21 protein-coding genes and 1 tRNA gene are annotated in these 23554 nt (G+C 46.2%); 10 read left to right on the top strand and 12 right to left on the bottom strand.

Translation table 11 applies throughout. The features are described 5' to 3' along the window. Nucleotides 1–9: 9 nt before the first annotated feature. The 4 genes from ACP7FG_RS02355 to ACP7FG_RS02340 form a co-directional block, all read right to left on the bottom strand. Complete coding sequence (locus ACP7FG_RS02355) at nt 10–1704, bottom strand: BCCT family transporter (RefSeq protein ID WP_222236900.1); 1695 nt, start codon at nt 1702–1704, stop codon at nt 10–12. A 218-nt stretch (nt 1705–1922) separates the two neighbouring features. Then, nucleotides 1923–2531: an outer membrane protein gene (locus ACP7FG_RS02350; RefSeq protein ID WP_439225400.1), complete on the bottom strand. Its 609-nt coding sequence runs from the start codon at nt 2529–2531 to the stop codon at nt 1923–1925. 105 nt (nt 2532–2636) lie between these two features. Continuing rightward, nucleotides 2637–3806, bottom strand: coding sequence for a M14 family metallopeptidase (locus ACP7FG_RS02345; protein ID WP_439225399.1), 1170 nt, complete (start codon nt 3804–3806; stop codon nt 2637–2639). An 8-nt stretch (nt 3807–3814) separates the two neighbouring features. After that, entirely contained in the window at nt 3815–6640 is a 2826-nt protein-coding gene (locus ACP7FG_RS02340) for a TonB-dependent receptor domain-containing protein (protein WP_439225398.1), read from the bottom strand. A gap of 233 nt (nt 6641–6873) precedes the next feature. Between ACP7FG_RS02340 and katG the strand changes: the two genes are divergently transcribed. Next, nucleotides 6874–9129, top strand: a complete 2256-nt coding sequence (katG, locus tag ACP7FG_RS02335) for a catalase/peroxidase HPI (protein ID WP_439225397.1) — start codon at nt 6874–6876, stop codon at nt 9127–9129. A 77-nt stretch (nt 9130–9206) separates the two neighbouring features. Here katG and dbpA read toward each other — a convergent pair whose 3' ends face one another. From dbpA to ACP7FG_RS02320, 3 genes are all read right to left on the bottom strand, one after another. Further along, on the bottom strand, nt 9207–10607 hold the full coding sequence (gene dbpA / locus ACP7FG_RS02330) for an ATP-dependent RNA helicase DbpA (protein WP_439225396.1): 1401 nt from the start codon (nt 10605–10607) through the stop codon (nt 9207–9209). Between the two features lie 75 nt (nt 10608–10682). Beyond that, the gene (locus ACP7FG_RS02325; RefSeq protein WP_439225395.1) at nt 10683–11564 is read right to left on the bottom strand and encodes a DMT family transporter; all 882 of its coding nucleotides are present in this window, start codon (nt 11562–11564) and stop codon (nt 10683–10685) included. A gap of 77 nt (nt 11565–11641) precedes the next feature. After that, a tRNA-Val gene (locus tag ACP7FG_RS02320) sits at nt 11642–11718 on the bottom strand. Nucleotides 11719–11932: 214 nt separating this feature from the next. On the opposite strand from ACP7FG_RS02320, the gene ACP7FG_RS02315 reads away from it, so the two are divergent. Next, entirely contained in the window at nt 11933–12196 is a 264-nt protein-coding gene (locus ACP7FG_RS02315) for a hypothetical protein (protein ID WP_054487548.1), read from the top strand. A gap of 37 nt (nt 12197–12233) precedes the next feature. Here the strand turns inward: ACP7FG_RS02315 and ACP7FG_RS02310 are convergent, their stop codons facing one another. Beyond that, nucleotides 12234–13268, bottom strand: a complete 1035-nt coding sequence (locus tag ACP7FG_RS02310) for a DUF3080 domain-containing protein (protein ID WP_439225394.1) — start codon at nt 13266–13268, stop codon at nt 12234–12236. A gap of 30 nt (nt 13269–13298) precedes the next feature. Here ACP7FG_RS02310 and ACP7FG_RS02305 point away from each other — a divergent pair, with 30 nt between their 5' ends. Then, a complete protein-coding gene (locus tag ACP7FG_RS02305; protein WP_439225393.1) occupies nt 13299–13907 on the top strand; it encodes a riboflavin synthase subunit alpha in 609 nt (202 codons plus the stop codon). Here ACP7FG_RS02305 and ACP7FG_RS02300 read toward each other — a convergent pair. Continuing rightward, nucleotides 13901–14110 (bottom strand): CPXCG motif-containing cysteine-rich protein, encoded by a 210-nt coding sequence (locus ACP7FG_RS02300; protein ID WP_054487553.1) that lies wholly within the window; start codon nt 14108–14110, stop codon nt 13901–13903. The genes ACP7FG_RS02305 and ACP7FG_RS02300 overlap by 7 nt on opposite strands. Nucleotides 14111–14179: 69 nt before the next feature. Beyond that, nucleotides 14180–15073 (bottom strand): DMT family transporter, encoded by an 894-nt coding sequence (locus ACP7FG_RS02295; protein ID WP_439225392.1) that lies wholly within the window; start codon nt 15071–15073, stop codon nt 14180–14182. A gap of 168 nt (nt 15074–15241) precedes the next feature. On the opposite strand from ACP7FG_RS02295, the gene thrS reads away from it, so the two are divergent. The 7 genes from thrS (at nt 15242) to ACP7FG_RS02260 (ending at nt 22166) form a co-directional block, all read left to right on the top strand. Beyond that, nucleotides 15242–17158, top strand: coding sequence for a threonine--tRNA ligase (thrS, locus tag ACP7FG_RS02290; protein ID WP_439225391.1), 1917 nt, complete (start codon nt 15242–15244; stop codon nt 17156–17158). 19 nt (nt 17159–17177) lie between these two features. Beyond that, entirely contained in the window at nt 17178–17723 is a 546-nt protein-coding gene (gene infC / locus ACP7FG_RS02285) for a translation initiation factor IF-3 (RefSeq protein ID WP_011234644.1), read from the top strand. A 73-nt stretch (nt 17724–17796) separates the two neighbouring features. Then, nucleotides 17797–17994 carry a 50S ribosomal protein L35 gene (gene rpmI / locus ACP7FG_RS02280; protein ID WP_054487561.1) on the top strand — a complete coding sequence of 66 codons (198 nt, stop codon included), beginning with the start codon at nt 17797–17799 and terminating at the stop codon, nt 17992–17994. 13 nt (nt 17995–18007) lie between these two features. Continuing rightward, a complete protein-coding gene (gene rplT, locus ACP7FG_RS02275) occupies nt 18008–18361 on the top strand; it encodes a 50S ribosomal protein L20 (RefSeq protein ID WP_011234642.1) in 354 nt (117 codons plus the stop codon). Nucleotides 18362–18484: 123 nt separating this feature from the next. Then, nucleotides 18485–19465 (top strand): phenylalanine--tRNA ligase subunit alpha, encoded by a 981-nt coding sequence (gene pheS / locus ACP7FG_RS02270; protein WP_011234641.1) that lies wholly within the window; start codon nt 18485–18487, stop codon nt 19463–19465. 13 nt (nt 19466–19478) lie between these two features. Then, nucleotides 19479–21866 (top strand): phenylalanine--tRNA ligase subunit beta, encoded by a 2388-nt coding sequence (gene pheT, locus ACP7FG_RS02265; RefSeq protein ID WP_439225390.1) that lies wholly within the window; start codon nt 19479–19481, stop codon nt 21864–21866. 3 nt (nt 21867–21869) lie between these two features. Continuing rightward, nucleotides 21870–22166 carry an integration host factor subunit alpha gene (locus ACP7FG_RS02260; RefSeq protein ID WP_054487565.1) on the top strand — a complete coding sequence of 99 codons (297 nt, stop codon included), beginning with the start codon at nt 21870–21872 and terminating at the stop codon, nt 22164–22166. A 45-nt stretch (nt 22167–22211) separates the two neighbouring features. On the opposite strand, the gene ACP7FG_RS02255 is transcribed toward ACP7FG_RS02260, so the two are convergent. Next, nucleotides 22212–22889: a ChrR family anti-sigma-E factor gene (locus ACP7FG_RS02255; RefSeq protein ID WP_222236908.1), complete on the bottom strand. Its 678-nt coding sequence runs from the start codon at nt 22887–22889 to the stop codon at nt 22212–22214. Continuing rightward, on the bottom strand, nt 22879–23499 hold the full coding sequence (locus ACP7FG_RS02250; protein ID WP_439225389.1) for a sigma-70 family RNA polymerase sigma factor: 621 nt from the start codon (nt 23497–23499) through the stop codon (nt 22879–22881). Before ACP7FG_RS02250 ends, ACP7FG_RS02255 begins: the two co-directional genes overlap by 11 nt. Nucleotides 23500–23554 lie beyond the last annotated feature (55 nt).

Here is a 23554-nt window from a genome sequence, read left to right as displayed (position 1 = left end):
CGTGGTAGGTTATTTTGTGGTTTTACCAACTCTTGGTTCAGAGCGCAAGCCCTGAATGACTGCGACACACGCGGCCAGCAGAACAAGAGTGAAAGGTAAGCCCGCTGAAACGGCCATGGCTTGTAGTGCAACTAAACCACCGCCCAGTATCAGGGCAATTGCGACTAACCCTTCAAAGGTACACCAGAAGATACGCTGAGGTACTGGCGCTTCGACTTTACCGCCGGCACTGATGGTATCGATAACCAGTGAACCGGAATCAGAGGAGGTAATGAAGAAAACCATAACAAGGATAATCCCCACGAATGAGGTAATGCCTGTCCATGGTAAGCCATCTAACATCACAAACAGCTGTAATGATAAATCAACCTCCGCGACTTTCTCGGCCCCAGCTAAAAACTGTTCAATAGCTGCGGTACCAAATACACTCATCCAAAAAACACAGGCTATAGACGGTATTAGCAGCACTGAGATCAAGAATTCACGTACAGTACGCCCCCGTGAAACACGGGCAATGAACATCCCCACGAATGGTGACCATGCTATCCACCAGGCCCAGTAGAAAGACGTCCAGCCTTGAGAAAAGTTTAAGTCTTCACGACCAACTGGATTGGACAAGGCCGGTAAGTTTACAACGTAGTTATAGAGGTTATCGACAAAGCCAGTCAGAATCGCGACCGTCGGACCAACAATAATGACGAACAACATTAAAATCGCGGCTAATGTCATGTTGATTTGCGATAAACGCTGAACGCCAGACTCTAGTCCTGCAAGCACGGATACTAGTGCGACAGCGGTAATACCGATAACTAGCAGAACCTGTGTTGTGGTTCCCTCACTCCAGCCAAACAAGAAATTAAAGCCGGACGCTGCCTGGGAAGCACCCAAGCCAAGTGACGTTGCTAAGCCAAACAAGGTTGCCAGTATGGCTACAATATCGATGATATGACCTGGCCAGCCCCATACCCGCTCACCCAAAATAGGGTAGAAAATTGAGCGAATAGTAAGCGGTAACCCTTTGTTGAAAGAGAATAAAGCGAGCCCTAGCGCTAGTACCGCATAGATTGCCCATGGGTGCAGTGCCCAGTGGAAAATCGTAGCAGCCATGCCCAGCTTCATTGCCGCGGCTTCATCGCCACCGGCACCAGCAAGAGGTGCCCAGTCGGTGCGTATACCGTCGGCATTTGTTTCAGTACCAGCCAGGGCGGTACTGAAGTGGGTTATTGGTTCGGAAACCCCATAGAACATGAGTCCGATGCCCATACCGGCGGCAAATAACATAGAAAACCAGCCTAAATAAGAAAAATCGGGGCTGGCCTCGGTACCCCCCAGACGGACATTACCGAGCGGGGAAAAAATTAGAAACAAACACAGGATTACAAATATATTGGCCGCTCCAATAAAGAACCAATCGAGATTGGCTGTCAGCCAGTCTTTGGTGCTTGTAAATACAGGTTCAGCCTGATTTTGAAACATTAAGGTTATGAAGACAAAGGCAACAATTGCCAGTCCTGAAATGGCAAATACGCGATTATGAAAATCTAGACCAAAAGGCCCGAATTTCATCACAACGTTGTCTTGTCCTACTTGATAATCGGTATTGATTGGATTGACTTCACCATCAGGAATCATTGGGTCGTTAGCTTTACGCTCACGCTCGAGATCTTTATCTCCGCGGAGCACTTCTTCTTCTTTTTTGGACATTAGCTCTCCCCTTTATAGAAGTAGGCATTTTACCGCCTTGAATTTAAACGTTTATTCTAAATTCATTACTAGAGTATAGAGAGCTACGCAGATTTCTCAAAGTTAGATCGGTTTTTTGCTGTAAAAATAATAGATTAGAGAATTAAATTTAATTAGGAAGGATACTGACGTGCGCTATACCGAGGCGCACGTCAGCGTTTAGGGGAATCATCGTAGTATTAAAAACTGTACCGGACTGTTGCTGCGACAGTATCAATGTCCTGATCAATTTCATCGAGATCGTAAAGTTTGTAGCCAACCCCAAGAGACAGGTTTTCAGTCAAATGAAAGAATGCTGAAGCATCGTAACGAATGGCATTTTCATCATCAATGTCCAGGTAATCAGCTTTTACTGACAACTCAAAAAAGTCTGTGATCATTGAGCGAACACCTAATCCTGCACCGTATCCAGATTCATCAAATGACTCAGAGCCGATGTCGTCAACAGAGCCTACAAGTTCAAGCTTTTCGTAGGTGACGGTTGCGAAAATATCGGTGGACTCTGTGATGCCATGATTGAACCCGATGCCGGCGTTAAGCGAGTCTAAGTCGACATCGCCGAATTCCGATTCATCGCCAACAGAGTCGAAGTTAGCCAAGATAAAAATGGACTCATTCAGCGATAGTGACCCCGATACGGCATATCCGTCCATTGAGATATCTTCGTCAATGGGCGTTTCGATATCGGTGTCAATGTACGAAGCCTGAAGCTTATTCCAGTTAGGAGAATCCGCTAATGCGCTAGTTGAAGTTCCAATCAATGCAATTGCAATTAATGTTTTCTTCATAATACTTCCTTTGTTGAGAGTCGCTAAGCAGAGATAACCAAATGGCTACCCTGCGTTAAAAAATAGCGACACCAACGACAGGCAGCAATGAACTTTACGAAACCTTTAATCTAGGCGGTTCACCAGGGAAATGAGAGCGGCTTCCGCAACTCTTTTAATGTTATTTCGGTCTTCGCTGTCACTGACTTCATAGGTGACGGCGTGAGCGGCGAATTCATCAGCTATAAATTGTTTAAAAACACCGCTTTCAGGATGGTCACCCGGTCGATATTCGAGTTCCACTGAATCGACCATTTCGGCTATCTCTTCAATCCAGTCATAAACTCGTTGTGGGTTTCTTAAAGGGACACCACTTGGTGACTCATAGTCTTTAGGCATAGTGTAAAAGACATTACGGTGAGTGGAGTGAAAGTCTATCGCAAACTCTATTTGACCACCGTTTTCTACGAGCTTTTCAAGGTAGTTGGTTAAGGCCTGGGTTTCCGGAAGCGTTTGGTTTTTCCAGTCGCGGTTCATATCGATGCCAGCTGCGGTTAACCGCCAGTTGCCATGATAGACGCCGTCCGGGTTCATGTTAGGAACCAGTAATATATTGTACTTTTGACGAAACTTAACCACGTAAGCTTCGTCGCTGAATAAAAGCTCACCAAAATGGAGCAGGGCAAGTGCTCCAGTTACCTCTGGCGGGTGTTGACGGCCAATAAGTATTATCCACTTGTCGCTGGATTTCACTTTGTGTTCTAAGGCCGCTAAGTTGCGGCCTTCACTAGAAACCCCCAGAGAAATAACTTCCGATTGTTGCGGCTCTTTAATTAAGCTACTAAGCCACTCAATGTAATGGACGTTATCGATGATCTCCTGCCCGGCGATAAGCTCTTTTGTTTGCGCCGATAGCGTCAGCTCAAACTGAAGCCAGCCATCACCTTCCGAGAAGGGGATGGGATGCCACATATCGTCTCCTGCGCTGCGTTTAGGCTTATAACGAGATACCCCTTCACTGGCGACCAGTGTGATATCAATGGTTTGACTCTCTTCAGTCAGGTTCTCGACGGCAAAGGCATACCAAGGACTAGGATTAATTTTCTCTCTTTCTGGCTCAAGGTACAGACTGTAGTGGTTTTCATCGGTTTTTTCACAATGATGCAGACGGCCGACAGCGAAGTTGGTTGTAAAATCGACTTTCTCAAAAGAGCAGTCCTTCGGCTCTCTGTCTACTTCCTCAGGTTGTTGAAGCGATAACTGACTAAATAACGCGACACTGGCCAGTGAAAGCATCTATTCTCCTAAAATGCCCATGATAAGGTTGCGTATGTATAGCGCCCACGGTTCGAGTGAACATCGGAAAAGTAACCAAAGCTTTCATCTGCAATTGGGGGCTTTTTATTTGCAAGGTTACGTGCGCCTAGCCGCAGGCTTAAGCCATCAAGAGACTTCTGAGTAAAGTGGTAATCAAGGTAGATATCCATTGTTGTCCAGCTATCAATTGGCATCATTTCACCTGAAGATGTTGTTACGCTTGTTTCATAAAAGTCATCAATATAGTTGACCCGAATGCCTGCGCCCCAGTTCCCTAAATCCCAGTTAAGCTGAGCAAAGGAACGCCATTTGGGGTTACCGTTTATCTGTCTTAAGTCACCGGCGCCAACCACCGGTATGTCAATAGGCACCGCAGGGTTACCGTTTTCTTGTGCCTCTAAAACAATGGCACTTATTGGGTCAGGTGTTTGCATAAATTTACGCAAATGAGCGGCATTTACAGACAGGTTAAACCGTCCAAGTGCTTCCGTATTTACTTCGTAGCTCATACTTATATCTGTCCCTGAAATTTCACGAACCTCTAAGTTATCGTATTGGTTATTGACGTAAACCACTTCTAAGTCGTCGTTGCGTATAACTGCAGGGTTAGATTCGCCTTGTGAGCGTAACAGGGAATCGTAAAGTAGATGAGTCTGGCTATTTAAAATTCCAACAACGCCTTCTTGCTCAATCGTCCAGCGGTCTATCGTAATAAGGAAATTTTCAAAAGGTGTAACCGCAATACCAAAGTTATAAATCTCATCGTCTTCAGGAGTAAGCTCACTATTACCGCCCCGAACTTCAGTTATCCCATAGCGATCGTCGATTACCGGATCGGTTCTGGTATTGGTGCGGGAGACGCTTTCCTCAACTACCTGAGGCAGGTTAGGCGCGCGGAAACCACCGGAATAGGACGCACGCAGCTGCAGCCATTCAGCAGGCAACCAGCTAAGCGCAATTTTTGGCTTGGTGACGCTGCCTACATCAGAAAACTTTTCATAACGAAATGCTAACTGCATATCGAAGGTTTGATGCAAGGGGACTAAGAGTTCGGCGTAGGCCGAAAAAACATTGCGACTTCCTTCAGCATCGGGCGTTGAGCTGCTACCCAGTACGTCCGAGTTTGTCATTAGTTCGCCGGTAATTTGATCGTAAAATGGATTAGAACCATCAAGTAGGGGGTGACGATCATCAGCGTAAGATTCGTAACGATACTCAACACCGGCGGCAATGCCTATATCTCCGGCATACCAGTTTGCCAATGCGGGATTGGACAGTTTAAAGTCCCAAAGAGCAAGTTCGGTAGAGCTGTCACGAGTAATGTCTTCGGTCAGTCCGGCTATCACCTCCGGTGAATTATAGACTGAGGTTCCGCTATTTAAATTATTTGGATCTCCACCAATAAAAGGGTTATAAGCTTCGTCGATATTGGTTGAGTTAATCGCTTGTTGCAGTGCACTAACCCGAATTCTGTTGTATCCGGTATCCAGAGTGTCAGCCCGGGAATAAAGCAAGGCTGATTCCCACTCCCATTGATTTGAGTAACCCTTTAACCCTCCCAGCACGCGGTAACTAGAGTCTTCGACTTCAATCCTTCTGGGGCCAACATCCATTGGGCGGATGTTACGCAGAGTGACGGTTTCGCCAAAAGGGTTGTATGCAGCGTCTTCACTTATGGTAAAACGCTGTGCGGTTAAGTTAGCGTTTTGTTCTCGCCGACGCTTCGAGATGGCTTCGTAATATAAAGCTTCGCCGAAAAACTCCAGACCCGGTGAAAGTTTGTGGGTAAAATAAGCAAACAAATTCGCTCGATCAATTGCAGAGGTCATGCTCTGATCCTCAAGAGCCGAGTCATAGCGCATGTCTCTTGGGATAGAACCTTCGGCGGCACATACACCGTCGGATAAGCTCTGGAAGCATTCACCCATAGATTCCGGGCGTATATGAAAGCGGCCGATGTTTTCACCGTCAAAAATGGCCCAGGGGCTGGACAATGAGCGGTTATCCAGTTGTGTGTCGCCTATAAACTCGTCCGGTATTCTGTCATTAAAGCGACGGTCTTCGCTGGCTGAGTAGGAACGTTCGTTAGCGCCTATCTCGTCGCGGGTGTAGTAAGCGAAAGAGAGACTTAAATGGCTTTTATCATCGTTAAAGAACAGCCCGGTAGAACCACTGACCAAGTATTGCTGCATTGAGGTACCAGCGGCATTTCCCGCATTGAGTTTTAACTGGCTTTGAGTGGTATCTTTTTTCAAAACATAATTTACGACACCGGCTACAGCGTCAGTCCCGTAAAGAGCGGAAGCACCGTCCCGAAGCACTTCCAGCCGTCTTAAACCAGAAACCGGTAGGGTATTTGAGTTGACGGTAGTGACGGGCACGAAATTTTCAGTCTGGGTGCCCGGATGAAGAACCAGTCGACGGCCGTTCAGTAAGGTTAATGTATTACCGGTCCCTATACCTCTTAAGTTAATTGAGGCGACATCGCCACGGGCGTCGTTAACACCACCAATTGCCCGTTCATTATTAAAGCTAATGTCGCCAATTTGGGGAATAGAGCGGAGCAGTTCGTCTCCGGTTACCGCGCCTGTATTGGTTATGTCGTCCGCATTCAGGGTAGTAACAGGAAGCCTTCCGGCTGCCTGAGCGCCGCTGATATTGCTACCAATAACGGTAATTTTTTCCATAGACTCTTCGTCTGTTTCATTTTCTTCCTGCTGAAGGGGAGTTGCAGATATTTGCGCGGAAAAGGCAAAAGACGTTAAGGCAGTACACAAGCAGAGTGTTAAGTAGTTTTGTTTGTATTTAATCATGATGAAAACCCACACCGTATTAACAAATGACTCTGTAATAGGTATATATGCGGTTCTTCGTTTTTACCTTAATCTTTAACCTTTCTTAACACTTTTCAAATCATTCTTGTCGTTAAAGCTGACTATCCGATTAGCTCAATCTATTTTTCGAATCTATCTGAGCCCCCAAAAACACCGCGTTTAGTCTATATTAATAGCGCACTTACTGTGTCTAACAAAAAGGGTAATTAATCATGTTTAATAAAACAGTACCTTTACTTTCTACTGTAACGATTGCGATATCGCTTTCCGTGGGATCGGGTGTTGCCAATGCCCAGGAAAACCCATCTTACGAGATGAACTCTCATGAGCCTAAGTCGAACGAGTTTTGGTGGCCAAATAAGCTCAATTTAGAGCCTCTACGTCAACACAGCCCGGAGTCAGACCCTTATGGCGATGATTTTGATTACGCTGAGGCTTTCAGTCAGCTTGATCTAGAGCAAGTCAAAAAAGACATTGAAGAATTAATGACATCGGATCAGGACTGGTGGCCGGCCGATTATGGGCATTATGGTCCTTTCTTTATTCGTATGGCCTGGCACGGAGCCGGAACTTATCGGGTTCAGGACGGCCGTGGTGGTGCCGCAGGCGCTCAGCAACGTTTTGAACCTTTGAACAGCTGGCCGGATAATGTCAGTCTGGATAAAGCGCGCCGCCTATTGTGGCCGGTTAAGCAGAAGTATGGAAAGAATATTTCCTGGGCTGATTTAATGGTGTTAACCGGTAACGTTGCACTTGAATCTATGGGGTTTGAAACCTTCGGTTTTGCCGGTGGACGCGAAGATGCATGGGAACCCGACATTGTTTACTGGGGGCCTGAAAAAGAATGGCTAGGCGGTGGCGAACGTTACTCAGGGGATCGTGAACTTGAAAACCCTCTGGCAGCTGTTCAGATGGGCTTAATTTACGTTAACCCTGAAGGACCAAACGGTAAGCCTGACCCGTTATTGGCAGCAAAAGATATACGCGACACCTTTGGCCGTATGGCAATGAACGACGAAGAAACGGTCGCCTTAATTGCCGGCGGACACACCTTTGGTAAGGCGCACGGCGCACACAAGCCAGAAGACTGCTTAGGTGCAGAACCTGCCGCCGCAGGCGTTGAAGAGCAGGGGCTGGGCTGGAAAAACAAATGTGGCAAGGGCAATGCTGAAGACACCATCACCAGTGGTTTAGAAGGTGCGTGGTCAGTGAATCCAACCGCATGGACAACTCAGTACCTGGATAACTTGTTTGGTTTTGAGTGGGAACAGACAAAGAGTCCTGCAGGCGCTATTCAGTGGATCCCTGTTGACGGTCAGGCGTCAGCACTGGTGCCGGACGCGCACGTTGAAGGTAAACGCCATGCGCCTATTATGTTTACGACAGACCTCTCATTAAAAGAGGACCCTGAGTATCGTAAAATCGCTAAGCGCTTCCACGAAGACCCTAAAGAGTTTGAATTGGCCTTTGCTAAAGCCTGGTTCAAGCTGACACACCGTGATATGGGTCCTAAGCAGCGTTATCTTGGCGATATGGCTCCGCAGGAAGATCTTCTATGGCAAGATCCTATCCCTGAAGTGGACTTTGAGCTGATTAACGATGGTGAAATTGAGCAGCTTAAAGCGGTAATTCTGGACTCTGGTCTTTCTGTCCCTCAGTTAGTACGTACAGCCTGGGCATCGGCATCAAGCTTCCGCGGTACTGACATGCGTGGTGGTGCTAATGGCGCTCGTATTGCATTAGAGCCTCAGGTGAGCTGGGAAGCGAATAACCCAACTGAACTTAAGAAAGCGCTAAATACATTGAAGGGTGTTCAGGAAGACTTTAATGATGAGCTATCAGGCGACAAGCAAGTGTCGTTAGCTGATGTTATTGTTCTTGGTGGTGCAGCGGCTATTGAAAAAGCAGCGAAAGACGCTGGCTATGATGTGACCGTTCCGTTTGAGCCGGGCCGCACAGACGCGTCTCAGGAAATGACCGACGTTAATTCGTTTTCTTTCCTTGAACCTAAAGCCGATGCCTTCCGCAACTATTATGCTGAAGGTAACCGAGTGCCGCCAGCTCAGCACATGGTCGATAAAGCTGACCAGTTAACCTTAACCGTACCGGAAATGACTGTATTAGTCGGTGGTTTGCGTACTTTAGATGCTAACTATGATGGCAGTGACCATGGTGTGTTTACTGACAAGCCGGGTACATTAAGTAATGACTTTTTCGTTAACCTGCTAAGCATGGATAACGAATGGAAGCAGTCATCGGACAATGAAGCTATCTACGAAGGTTACGACCGTAAAACCGGAGAGCAGAAATATACAGCAACGCCGGTTGACCTGATTTTTGGTTCGAACTCTGAATTGCGTGCTGTTGCAGAAGTTTATGCAATGAGTGATGCAGACCAGAAGTTTGTTGGTGACTTTGTTCAGGCATGGACGAAAGTCATGCAGTTAGATCGTTTTGATCTGAAATAAAATCTGAGCTCAGGAAAGTAGAAGTGAAAACGGTGGCGGTAAAACGCCACCGTTTTTTTATTTATTCTCTGAATTATTTAAAGCAGTTTTGCGCGAAACTTCTTACCCTTTATCTTATTGTTACTAATAAGACCTAATGCGTGTTTTGCCAAACGAGAATGTACGGCAACAAAACCAAACGTACTTTCCAGCTTTATTTTTCCAATATCGTCTGCACTCAGAACATCGTCTCTGGTTAGTGCTCCGACAATGTCACCTGGTCTTAACTTATCTTTCTTTCCGCCACTTATTTGCAGCGTTGTCATAGTCGCTTTCAGAGGTTTAATGCCAGGTAAGTTTGGTGCAGATTGTATCTGAATGGGCTCGGCGAAAGTCTCTTCCAGCAGTCGCATTTTATAGTCGTCCTGTGCGGAAACTAAGGTTATAGCCATACCTTCTTTTCCGGCACGGCCGGTACGGCCTATACGGTGGGTATGGGTATCTAAATCGTGAGCCATATGAACATTAACAACCAAGTCGAGCTCAGCAATATCTAACCCGCGAGAGGCGACATCGGTTGCTACAAGTACCCGCACACTGCCGTTACTGAATTGTATAATTGCCTGATCACGGTCTTTTTGTTCAAGCTCTCCATGCAAAGCTAACACGCTGAATTTATTTGCCTGCAGCGTACTGAGTATGTCCTTAACTTCGTTCTTTGTGTTGCAAAAAACAAGACAGTTTTCTGGCTGCTGCTCCGTTAACACGCTCATAACCAGTTGTGCGCTGTCTTCGTTGTTCATTGCATAAAAGTGTTGTTTAATTCTGGGTCTTGCTGCTTCCTGAATCGCATTAATATTGGTCGCTTTGGTTGTTACCTGCTCAGCCAAAGCCGCGATATTCTTTGGATAAGTCGCACTAAATAACAGGGTTTGTCGCGCTTTAGGAATATGCTTAACAATAGCGCTCAGGCTCTCCTGAAACCCCATCTCGAGCATACGGTCAGCCTCGTCCAGAACAAAGGTGTTCAGCGCGGACAAATCAACATTTCGTTGCTCAAGGTGGTCAAGTACACGTCCGGGAGTTCCAACCAGTACATGAGCGCCATGCTCAAGAGAGCTTGTCTGGATGCGGCTTGGCTCTCCACCACATAAGGTTAATACTTTTATGTTCGTCATAGATTTAGCTAAGTTACGAACTTCTTCGGCAACTTGATGAGCTAATTCGCGTGTAGGACAAAGCACTAACGCCTGTGGGGCAAAGCTTTTAGTATTCAACTTGGACAGCAGAGCCAGCGCAAAAGCCGTTGTTTTTCCTGAACCGGTATTGGCTCGTACAACCGCATCCGCATTATCCAGAATAACTGGCAAGCTTAATGACTGAACTGGCGTCATTTGTTCATAACCAATTTCATTCAGTCTGGAGATTAAGGCTGGCGCTAAGTCTAGCTGATTAAATTGAGTAATTTCGGCTGTTTTTGCTGGAGTCTGGTCAGGCATTAAGAGGCTACTTTCGGTTTAAGTTTCTTGGCGTATTGTAACAGGCTTTGGACAAAAGGTAGTGCGATAATCCGTTTAATCAGAAGACTCTTTACCGGAATAAACACCCAAAGCAGTGACAGTGACAAGAATAAGCAGCATGCCTAATACTTGTGAGTAAGCCAGTATTTCACCTAAAACAATTACGCCGAAAAGCGAAGCCGTGACGGGCTCTATTGTGGCCACAATAGAGGCTAAGGCCGGTGGTGTTCTTCGTAAGCCAATAAGATACAAAATAAAGGATGCACCGCCGCCAAGCACCCCAATAATGGCAAATAGGGGCCAGTCGACCGAACCTGGCACCTGAGCTGCTTCTGCCGGATCTATCAGAACACCCAGCACCACAACAAGGGTTAAAAAAGCAATGCTAAGAATGGCCTGCGGGCTGCCGTGCTGAGTGGCGTATTTAAAGCCGAAGATAAAAAGAGCCAAGGACAGTCCTGAGAGTAACCCCGTTGCCACACCCAGCAGGGTAATACTGTTCCCTTCCATTTGATAAACACGGGTCAGCAGCACAACACCCACCATAACTAACGCAATTGCTGCCCATTTTACGAGCGTTGGGCTTTCCAGCTTGAGCGCAAAAGAAATGAGGTAAACAAATATTGGCGCGCAATACATAAGGGTTGCAGCAACCGCAACGTTGCTTTCGGAAATACTAAAGAAGTAAAAACCGAAGTTACCGGCTACACCCAGCCCTGCAATGACGGCCCATAGCCATAACCGACTATTGGCCAGACCGCTGTATCGAGGACTCAGTGCCAGCCAAATAAGCACAAATACTAATCCAATTGCGCCGCGGTAGAAAGAGATTAACAGGGCATCCCAGTCATTGTTGATGAGAATACCGGCAATTCCGCCCGACAAACCCCAGAAAAGCGCCGCTGACGCTACCAGTATGATGCCCGAATTAGTCATGCATGAGTCAACTTCTATGTGAAAAGTTTAACGTGCTGAAAGTATTGAATTTAGAAGACTTGAGAGAGATTTTCAAATGGTGCGTCCGAGTAGACTCGAACTACCGACCTCTGCCATGTCAAGGCAGCGCTCTAACCAACTGAGCTACGGACGCACATTTTAGAAGTGTCGTTAAGACGGGCGGTATATTAGTGATTTGCGCTAACAGGTGCAAGTGATTTTTTATGAAACCCATTTGTTTGTCGAAATTCTATTCAATACAGAGCCAGAGGTGTTGCGCTTAAGTCCCGTTGAATTTGCTCAAATTTTCTTTTTCGGCTTCAATAAAAGGGGATAGGGGGGAAATCGGCAAAGACTCAGGAGGTTTCATGTTAAATTTTTTACGAGTAATACGGGCGTTTGCCGGGCTTCTTTTTCTTGCCGGAATAGCGGGTATCATCGCGCAGCTTGGGTTTAATATTCTGCATGTGGATATTTTGATGCGTTCATCGGTCATCGTTATTATGGTTGGTACACTGTTTGCGGCTTTCTGGCTCTGGGTATTTCTTGGTTTACGCTACGTTATCAATGAAATTCATGAAAAAGAGCAAGGTAAGCCACACCCCAGTCTGACTAAAATATGGCATCTGTAAGCGTAAAGTCGGCGCCAGTAAATTGAGTCAGCTACGTTTAATCCAGGCCCGGCGTAAAGTCACAGGCACTGTAAAACCTCTGCCACGGGCGAACAAAATGCACTGATGCATCGGTGAGCTTTTTACTGAGCGTACCCAACTCTGCAATGTAGGTCTTTAACTCGGGCTGAGGTGCTATGCCTTCGAGACTTTCAAGAGTCATCAGTAAACGCTGATGCTGTTCGATAATTTCCGCTATGTCGCCTTGCATTTCTTCAATATAAATGGCGTTAAAAGCTTTTTTCAGCTCCAGAGCTTTATCGGGTACTTGGTCATTTTGGCAGTAAACCGATTGCGGAATTTCAGGCAGAAGTTCGGTCATTTTCTCCAATTTATAGGAGTAGTCCAGCATAGTGCGGTAAAGGTCGGGAAGGTAATTACTACGCTCTAAACGGCCAAGCATTTTTATGAGTTCTGCCGGGTCATCCGCTTTTTTTGTGTAGCTCCAGCGTTCCAGTATGCGGGTGAAACGTTCCAGTGCATTTACCGCGTAGTTGTATTCGGTAACGTGTATTTTGGGTAACGAATTATTGCCTACTGACAGAGCTTTTCTGAGCCCGTCGTCGCGGGCAAAGGCGTTCGCCAGGCTGTTCTTAAGCTGTGACTCTTTATGCGCCAGAGCTTCTTTTAATTTGTCTTTAACGCCGGTTGAATCAGGGTGTTCAATGCATTCATTGAGTGCCTGAATCATTGTCAGGTCAGCATGGTAGCGGCTGAATCCATTTTTTAGCCTGCCCAGCGAGCTGTTGTTTTCGGCAATCAACTGGCCTAACTGGCAATGATTAAGCTGCAGACTGTCCAGTAACCCCATGCTGGTTCGCTCAATATTATGCGTTAAATCGCGTTTAGCAGGGTACTGCAGTTGAGGCTTAGGTGCCTGTATCGTTTGAGCAGGCAGGTTGAGTGTACTGTGAACTTGGTTATTCAGCTTATCGGCGTACTCTGTTAGTCCGGGATCATCTGAGCAGGCAGATAATCCTAAGACCACTAACACATAGCCAAAAGGCCTGAAAATCAGTACACTTCGCTTCATTATTTTATTCCTTGCAACAAGGTTTTATCGATGTTTACCGGTATTGTCCAAACCCAAGCTACGATATTTTCAGTCTCTGACCAAGGATCTTTTCGACACTTGGTCATTAAAACTGAACCTCAATTTCTACAAAATTTGGCCATTGGTGCAAGTATTGCGATAAATGGTTGCTGTTTAACTGTGGTTGAGTTTAATGATACCCAGGTGCACTTTGACGTTATTGATGAAACTTTGCGATTAACGAACCTGGGGTTGTTAAGCGAGGGGGATACGGTGAACCTGGAGCGGTCGCTTAAAGTAGGCGATGAAATTGGCGGGCACGCGGTTTCCGGTCATATTCATTGTCAGGGCAAAGTGGCTAAAATTGATACGTCCGGCAATAATGTCGCTATGTGGATAGAACTCCCGGAGCAATACACGCCGTATTTGTTTGCCAAAGGGTTTATTGCAGTTAATGGAGCGAGTTTGACGGTAGGTCAGGTAGACGCAAATTACTTTAGTCTGCACTTAATTCCTGAAACGTTGCGCTTAACCAACTTAGAATCAACGCAGGTGGGTGACAGTTTGAACATTGAACTTGATCAGCAAACCATCACTATTGTTGAAACCGTTGAGCGGGTGCTGGCTAAACGTCAGTAAAACTGTTCGTCGTTGCCGTCTACTTTAACGCGCGCCTGTTGGTTAACTTCATCAACCTGTAACTGAACATGAATGAGGTCACCGCAGGCGGAACACTCTTCCTGATAGTCCTGATTTCCCTCCGATGCGTCAATATCCAAAAAAGTATTGTGACCACAGTGCGGGCATTTCACCGACACACTTTGTAAGTTTTCTTCGTTCATTGGTAACTCCTTTGCCGGGATGTCAGTGTTTATCCTCGCATCCTCAACGAAATAAGGTTCTACGTCTTACTATAGAAATAAAATACTGATTCCGCCCAATGAGATTAGGGCTCCGGCTATAGAACGTGGGGTAATTCGTTGTTTTTTCAGTAAAGATATCGGTATTAAAAAGAGTGGTGCGGTAGATAGCAAGGTTTGGGTAAGGCCCGGGTTGATATTGGCGATTGAAATTTGCTGTAGCCAAATAGCCAGAAATGTACCGAATACAATGGCGCCGAGCAGTGGCAACGGATTGATAGAGCGAACTTGTTTTATGATTGCGTTGTACGCGCCTCGCTTTGAAAGCCCGACAATTATGGCAAGCAACAAAGACCCTGCGGCAAGACGCACAAATGCCGCATCAATAGCGTTAACATTCGACTGCATTAGTACCGCAAAAGCCATGACTAACCCGGTGGCCTGACAGAGCGCCGCGCCGCAACCGAAAAAGATACCGGATAACGAAAGCGCAGGTTGTTTGTCAGGGGCTTTTTCTGTAACGACCCACAGAACGCCGCTTAAGGTTATGACTGCACCGGTAATTTCAATGGTGGATAGACCGTCATTCAAGAATAACCAGGCCATGAATGCAGCCAGTGGCGGTGCCAGGTACTCCAGTAACATAGCGTGCCAGGGGCCTAAACGGCGCAGAGCGGCAAAATAACAACTGTCGCCAATGGTAATACCTATAATGCCGCTTAGGGCAAGTAACCAAAGGCCGGAATTGAGTTCCAGCGAGTTACCTAGTAACAGGCTCACAATCAAAAGCAGGGGAGTTGCAATGACGCCTTTAACCAAATTCATTTGTAAGGGCGAGAAATGACTACCGGCGCGGTGATACAGCAGCGTGGCGACAGCCCAAAAACTGGCGGCCAATAAAGCGGCAAGTTGCCCGGTCAATTCTCCGGCAATGTCTGATGTCAAAACAGGCTCGGCGGTTGCTCAAATGTAAGCGGTCGATTATAGTAGCGTCTCGCGTTCGATGGTACCGAACGCAAAAAATTTCGTAGGTTTTTTCTATAGAACAGTTAAAACCAAAAATAGAGCACGTGGCACTTGGTAGGTGTCACCACTGGTTGGAAAGGAAGTTTCATGCCTGTAATTACTCTCCCTGACGGAAGTCAACGCGAATTCGATAAACCCGTAAGCATTATGGAAGTGGCTGCCGATATTGGCGCTGGCCTTGCTAAAGCAACGGTCGCTGGCCGTATTGACGGTGAGCTGGTTGATGCCTGTGAAGTCATCGAGCACGACGCTCGCATTGAAATTGTGACACCAAAAGATGACGACGGCGTACACATTATTCGTCACTCTTGTGCTCATTTAATGGGGCACGCGGTAAAACAGCTGTGGCCAGATGCGAAAATGGCTATTGGTCCGGTCATCGATAATGGCTTTTACTACGACATCGACGTTGATCACACTTTCACTCAGGAAGACCTGGAAAAGCTTGAAAAGCGGATGAAAGAGCTGGCTAAAACGGAATATGCCGTTATTAAGAAAAAGGTCAGTTGGAAAGAAGCCCGTGAAACTTTCGTAGAACGCCATGAACCTTATAAAATAGAGATCCTGGACGAAGACATCCCAACCGATGCCAACCCGGGGCTTTATCATCACGAAGAATACGTCGACATGTGTCGTGGCCCTCATGTGCCAAACATGAAATTTTGCCAACATTTTAAAATTATGAAAATGGCCGGCGCATACTGGCGTGGTGACTCTGACAACAAAATGCTGCAGCGTATATACGGTACGGCCTGGGCAGATAAGAAGCAGTTAAAAGCCTATTTGCAGCGTTTGGAAGAAGCAGAAAAGCGCGATCACCGTAAAATTGCTAAAGCTCAGGATTTATTCCATTGGCAGGAAGAAGCTCCGGGTATGGTGTTTTGGCATCACAATGGCTGGACTATTTTCCGTGAGTTAGAAACCTACATTCGCGAAAAAATGCGCGAGTACGAATATCAGGAAGTGAAAGGTCCAATGATGATGGACCGGGTGTTGTGGGAAAAATCGGGCCACTGGGAAAAGTTCTCTGAGCTGATGTTCACCACTTCATCGGAAAACCGGGAATACGCAGTAAAGCCGATGAACTGCCCGGGCCATGTTCAAATTTTTAATCAAGGCTTAAAGTCTTACCGCGACTTACCGTTACGTATGGCGGAATTTGGCAGTTGTCACCGTAATGAACCTTCAGGTGCTTTGCATGGTCTGATGCGTGTTCGTGGTTTCACACAAGATGATGCACACATTTTTTGTACCGAAGAGCAGATTCAGGAAGAGGTCGCGGGTTGTATCAGGATGGTGTACGAAACCTACAAAACCTTTGGTTTCGAGAACATTGATGTGAAGCTTTCAACCCGCCCTGAAAAGCGCTTAGGTGATGATGCGACATGGGACCGCTCAGAGACTGCACTAGCTCAGGCTTTGAAAAATAATGACATTGATTTTTCTTATTTACCGGGTGAAGGTGCCTTTTATGGCCCGAAAATAGAATTTACTTTGTTCGATTGTCTGGGCAGAGCTTGGCAATGTGGTACAATACAGCTTGATTTTGCGTTGCCAGGACGTTTAGGCGCGACTTACGTGGGCGAAGATAACGAGCGACACACGCCAGTTATGATTCACCGCGCTATTTTGGGCTCACTTGAACGTTTCATGGGTATTCTCATTGAAGAGTACGCAGGGCACTTCCCGTTGTGGTTGTCGCCAACGCAAGTTGTGTTAATGAATATCACGGATAATCAAAGCGATTATGTGCGAAAAGTTGTCAAAACCCTGAACGAAAAGGGAATTCGTGCATCAGCCGACTTGAGAAATGAGAAGATAGGCTTTAAAATCCGTGAACACACATTAAAACGTGTTCCCTATTTACTGGTTGTCGGCGATAAAGAAGTCGAAGCTGGTGAGGTTGCGGTACGTACACGTGGTGGTGAAGACTTGGGCAAATTCCCGTTAGAAGACTTCATTACTCGTGTAGAGGACGAAGTCCGTACTCGCAAAATTGATTAATTGTTTGGAGGAATAAACCATTAAAGGCGGAAAAAGAACTCAGAAAGCTGCAGATAAAAACCGTATCAACGAACAAATTACAGGCGTTGATGAAGTTCGCTTAATCGGAACCGATGGTGAACAAGCTGGTGTCGTCAGTATTAACGAGGCTCTTGATGCAGCAGCAGAAGCTGGTGTTGATTTGGTGGAGATGAGCCCTAACGCAGAACCACCCGTCTGCCGATTGATGGATTACGGCAAGTTCCTCTTTGAAAAGAGTAAAGAACAGAAAGAGCAGAAGAAAAAACAGAAACAGATTCAGGTTAAGGAAGTTAAGTTCCGACCTGGTACTGATGAGGGCGACTACCAGGTAAAACTGCGCAACCTGCGTCGTTTCCTCGAGGGAGGTGACAAAACCAAAGTCACTATCCGTTTCCGTGGCCGGGAAATGGCACACCAAGAGTTGGGCATTGAATTGCTGAATCGCGTTAAAAACGATTTAGAAGAAATCTCAATTGTTGAGTCGTTCCCAAGACGTGCCGAAGGGCGCCAGATGATTATGGTCTTGGCACCCAACAAGAAGTGATCGTGGTTTACAAGTAGTCTGATTGTCAGGCTCACCCTTTCACACTTTTATCAACAATGCGGAGTTTAATTTCATGCCAAAAATGAAATCGAACAAAGGCGCTTCCAAGCGCTTTAAGAAGACTGCTTCTGGTGGTTTTAAGTGCAAGCAATCTCACTTGCGTCACATTCTGACTAAGAAGAGCCCTAAGCGTAAGCGTCAGCTTCGCGCGAAGAACATGGTCCATGAGGCCGACGTTCAATTAGTCGCTCGCATGTTACCGTACGCATAAGGGGAGATAGCAAATGGCACGAGTAAAACGTGGTGTAATCGCGAGAGCGCGTCACAAAAAAGTCCTGAAGCAGGCGAAAGGTTATTATGGTGCCCGTAGTCGCGTTTATCGCGTAGCGGTCCAGGCAGTAACTAAAGCAGGTCAATACGCATACCGTGACCGTCGCAACAAGAAACGTCAATTCCGTCAATTATGGATTGTTCGTATCAATGCTGCGGCTCGTCAAAACGGTCTGTCTTACAGCCGCTTTATCAATGGTCTGAAAAAAGCATCTATTGAAATCGATCGTAAAATCTTAGCCGATATCGCTGTTCATGATCAAAACGGTTTTGCCGCTTTGGTTGAGAAAGCAAAAGGCGCACTGTAATTATTCAAGACCTTTATTGGTTAGAATAAACAGATTCAGAAGGGAGCCAATTGGCTCCCTTTTTCATTGAAAATTCGCTATTATAGCGCCTTTATTATTTATCTTGTGTTGTTGAGGGATACGATGCAGCTAGAGCAAATTGTTGAGCAGGCTGAATCGGCCATTGCGGCCGCAGATTCACCGACTGCGTTAGACGAAGTCCGCGTCGAGTATATGGGCAAAAAAGGGCAGCTTACCGAGCTTTTGAAAGGCTTGGGTAAGCTGGATCCGTCTGAACGTCGGGAAGCCGGACAGAAAATTAACGAAGCCAAACAGCAAGTTCAGACGAGTATCAATGCTCGTAAAGAACTATTGAAAGCGGCTGAGTTAGCACAAAAGCTGGAAGCGGAGCGGATAGACGTTACTCTGCCCGGACGGCATTCAGCAGTAGGTGGTGTGCATCCGGTTACTCAGACTATTCGTCGTATTGAACAGTTTTTCGGTGACTTAGGTTTTAGCGTAAAAGAAGGTCCGGAAGTAGAAGATGGTTTTCATAACTTCGATGCGCTGAATATTCCTGCGAATCATCCGGCGCGTGCTGATCACGATACGTTTTATTTCACTCCCTCAACAATGCTGCGTACACAAACCTCAGGTGTGCAAATTCGTACTATGGAGAATGAAAAACCTCCATTGCGCATCATTTCTCCGGGCCGTGTGTACCGGAACGATTACGATCAGACTCACACCCCGATGTTTCACCAGGTCGAAGGGTTAATGGTTGATACCGACGTCAGCTTTACGCAATTAAAAGGAATTTTAGAAGATTTCCTGAATCACTTTTTCGAAGAATCGCTGACGGTGCGTTTCAGACCGTCGTATTTCCCGTTTACCGAACCTTCAGCAGAAGTTGATGTAATGGGTAAAGACGGTAAATGGCTAGAAGTTTTAGGTTGCGGCATGGTGCACCCAAACGTATTGAAGGCGGTAGGCATTGATTCGGAAAAATACACCGGCTTTGCGTTTGGTATGGGCGTTGAACGTCTTACCATGTTGCGCTACGGCGTGAATGACTTACGTGCGTTCTTCGAGAACGATCTGCGTTTCCTCAAACAATTCAACTAACGGGCAGTAAGCAATGAAATTCAGTGAACAATGGTTAAGGGAATGGGTTAACCCCGACATCAGCAGTCATGAATTGAGTGAACAGCTCAGCATGGCAGGTCTTGAAGTAGATGCTGTTGAGCCGGTTGCCGATGAATTCCATACTGTCGTCGTTGGTGAAGTGATTGAATGTGGTCCTCACCCGGACGCAGATAAACTACAAATTACCAAAGTCAACGTTGGCGAAGGCGAGCCTGTTGATATTGTTTGTGGTGCGCCGAACTGCCGCCAGGGCATTAAAGTTGCTGTCGCTAAAGTCGGTGCAGTTTTACCCGGCGACTTCAAAATCAAAAAGGCAAAACTGCGTGGTCAGCCATCTCACGGCATGCTGTGCTCGTTTAAAGAGTTAGGCCTGATTGATGAACATGAAGGCATTATCGAGCTACCAACAGATGCTCCGGTAGGCGAAGATTATCGTAAGTACCTGCAGCTTGATGACAACAGTATCGATATTGACTTAACACCTAACCGTGGTGACTGCCTGAGTATTAGAGGTATAGCGCGTGAGGTGGGTGTGTTGAATCGTATGGATGTGTCAGCACCACAAAGCAGCGAAGTGAAAGCGACTATTGGTGATGTACTAAGTATTACTTTGTCGGCTGCAGAGCAATGTCCGCGTTATTTAGGCCGGGTTGTTAAGGGTGTAGATTTAACGCGTCCAACGCCTGTCTGGATGACAGAGAAATTAAGACGTAGTGGTATTCGCAGCATTGATCCGGTCGTTGATATCACTAACTACGTGTTGCTAGAGCTGGGCCACCCAATGCATGCGTTCGACTTAGATGCGTTAGAGGGCGACATAACGGTTCGCTTAGCCCAGTCTAAAGAACAACTTACTTTGCTTGATGATCAAGAAGTTGAGTTGGATGAGGATACCCTGGTTATTGCTGATGATAAAAAAGCATTAGCAATGGCTGGTGTTTACGGTGGTAAGAACAGCGGTGTTACTGAAAACAGCCAGAGCATCTTTCTGGAAAGTGCGTTCTTCGCACCGGATGCTATTTTAGGAAAAGCCCGCCGTTATGGTTTGCATACCGACGCTTCGCATCGTTACGAGCGCGGCGTAGACCCTCAGTTGCAGCGCGCTGCTATGGAGAGAGCCACAGAATTATTGTTGGCAATTTGCGGTGGTGAAGCGGGGCCGGTAACCGAAGCGGTGGCTGAAGAGTTTTTACCACAACGCTCGGATATCACACTAAGAATTAGCCGCTTAGCAAAAGTACTAGGTGTTAGCATTGCTGATGATAGCGTTACCGAAATTTTAGAGCGTTTAGGCTTTGATGTTTCATTTGACGGCCAGCAATGGCAAGTCGGTATTCCTTCATACCGCTTTGACTTGAGTATAGAAGAAGACTTGATTGAAGAAGTTGCCCGTATCTACGGTTACAACTCAATTCAGGCAGCGCCTCCTGCAGCTCAACTGCGCATGACAGAGCGTAAAGAAGGCGAGCTTAGTACTCACAAACTGATTGATGCAATGGTCTGCCGTGGTTATCAGGAAGCAATAACTTACAGCTTTGTTGATCCTAAACACCAGGCGCTAATGTTTGATGAAACTGCAGCACTGACCTTGCCACACCCAATTTCAGTGGATATGTCTTCTATGCGTGTGAGCTTGTGGCCGGGCTTAGTCGGCGCCGTTGCTCATAACCAGAAGCGTCAACAGGCTGTTTTAGCTTTTGTTGAAACGGGGTTACGTTTTATCCCCGATGAGTCGGCAGAAAATGGCGTTCGTCAGGAAGCGGTAATCAGCGGTATACGGTCTGGTAAAGCGCATTCAGAGCATTGGTCTGAAGGTGATCGTAGCGTTGACTTTTATGACGTGAAAGGGGATGTCGAAGCCCTGTTAGCTCAAACGGGTAATTCAGCTGAATTTCGGTTTGTTGCGTCGCAAAACCCGGCTTTGCATCCGGGGCAGTCGGCGGCTATTTACCATGGCTCTGAAAAAGTTGGTGACATCGGTGCTTTACATCCGAAGTTTGATAAGGCTCTCGGTCTTAATCAACGCACCTTTGTTTTCGAGTTGTCGTTATCAGCCGTGACTCAACGACCTTTACCGTTGGCAAAGCCCGTCTCTCGCTATCCATCCATTCGCAGGGACCTTGCTGTCGTCGTTGATAAGCAGATTGCGGCGGGTGAGCTGATAGCTGCGATGGAAAATGTTGGCGTAAAACAGTTAGTTGACCTAAACTTGTTTGATGTTTATGTCGGCGATGGTGTACCAGAAGATAAGCAGAGCTTGGCACTGTCTGTGACATTACAAGACAGCGACAAGACGCTTGAAGAAGCCGAAGTCACTGAGCTTATGACGAAATTTATTGAGACATTAAAGAGTGAGTTTAATGCAACATTGAGGGATTAAACTATGGCGCTGACCAAAGCAGAATTGGCGGAAGTACTGTTCGACAAATACGGTATTAGTAAACAAGATGCCAAAGTGTTGGTTGAAGATTTTTTTGAAGAAATCAGAGTTGCTTTGGAAAAAGGGGAGCAAGTGAAGTTGTCAGGTTTTGGCAACTTTGAACTGCGAACCAAAAATCAGCGCCCTGGCCGTAATCCTAAAACGGGTGAAGAAATTCCAATTTCGGCGCGTCGCGTGGTTACTTTTAAACCCGGGCAAAAATTTAAAAGCCGTGTAGAAAACGCAGAGCCTGAAGGTTAACTTCAGGCTCTTTTCGTATTTAGGTACTAAATTTTATTACTTGAATTAGCGAAAGAACAACTGGCTAAAGGGGTTTAATAAACGACTGATGCCAGAAGTAAAATGCAGTGGTGCATCTAATGTTGCCAGAGTTAAGCAATCTTCATCCTGTGTCTCCGGTGTATGCGTTCTGCTTGGATCCAACAAAATAAAATCACCATCTCTGTATTCATTTTTCTCATCGTTAAAAACGCCATCAATGACCAATGTCGCTTCCTGACCTTTGTGCGTATGCTCAGGCACTTTTGCACCGGGCGCCATATAGATAAGGTTAGTTTGGTTACCGTTATCCAACGTCAAAGGTGCTCTCCAGAGTTTTCCGACCAGCTTAGACCATTCACCAATACGATGGCTATTGTGAGCTAAAGTGCGGGGCAGAGTGAATCGACGACCTTCCAGAGAAAGTATCTCATTTGGCTGACGAGTCTGCTTGTTACATGCTGAAGACGCAAAGATAGCTTCAAGCATTTGATCGCACTGAGACTTGCTCATGGTAGTGCTGGCGACACTAACAAGAGTATCCAGGTTTTCTTCACACAGCTTTTGTTCAATTTCACACACTGTTTGACGGCATGCTTTACACATATCGATGTGTGTCCCAACGACAAGGGTCATCGCTGCACTTAAGTCACCTGCAGCGTACTGGTATAAAAGGCCTTCGCCTGGATGTGATTTAATTATCATCGACTATCAACTCTTTCAATTTTTTTAATGCTAGACGAGTACGGGACTTAATTGTCCCTAAAGGCACTCCCAGTGCATCGGATACTTCTTGTTGGGACTTGCCTTCAATATAAATCTTTTCTATAACAACGCGTTGTGCGTCAGGCAGTTTTGCGTAATAAAACGAAATTTCCTGCATTAACACATCATGATCTAACGCATAACCGTCATCGAGACTGTCGTTTTGTTCAGAGAGGATAGGCCATAGTTCATCGGCACTAATATCGTCTTTACGTTTTTTGTTCTTACGGAGTAAGTCAAAACGAATATTACGCGCTATGGTAAATATCCATGTAGAAGGTGAACCACGGTCAGGCTTGAACAAATGCGCTTTATGCCAGACGTTTGTCATGGTTTCCTGGACTAAGTCCATAGCGGTTTGTTCATTACCAAATTGTCTTGTAGCGTAGGATTGCAGTTTTGGTGCAAATTGCCTGAAAAGTTCACTAAAGGCAGCACGACTTCTATTTTCTGCGATCTTTGCCAGCAGTTCCGCTGCTCTATCTGCAGCGTCTGTCTGGGTGGTAGTCATAGACCCCCGAGTCGATGTTCTTTCTGACATCATTTGCATAATTAGACCTGCTACTTTTGTTCACTAGTTCTAACTATTACGGGGTGCTAAAAAA

This window comes from Idiomarina sp. ST10R2A5 (assembly GCF_051842325.1).
Classification (GTDB): Bacteria; Pseudomonadota; Gammaproteobacteria; order Enterobacterales; family Alteromonadaceae; genus Idiomarina; species Idiomarina abyssalis.
Note: the sequence above shows the minus strand (reverse complement) of the source record. Positions and strands in the feature narration are given on the sequence as shown.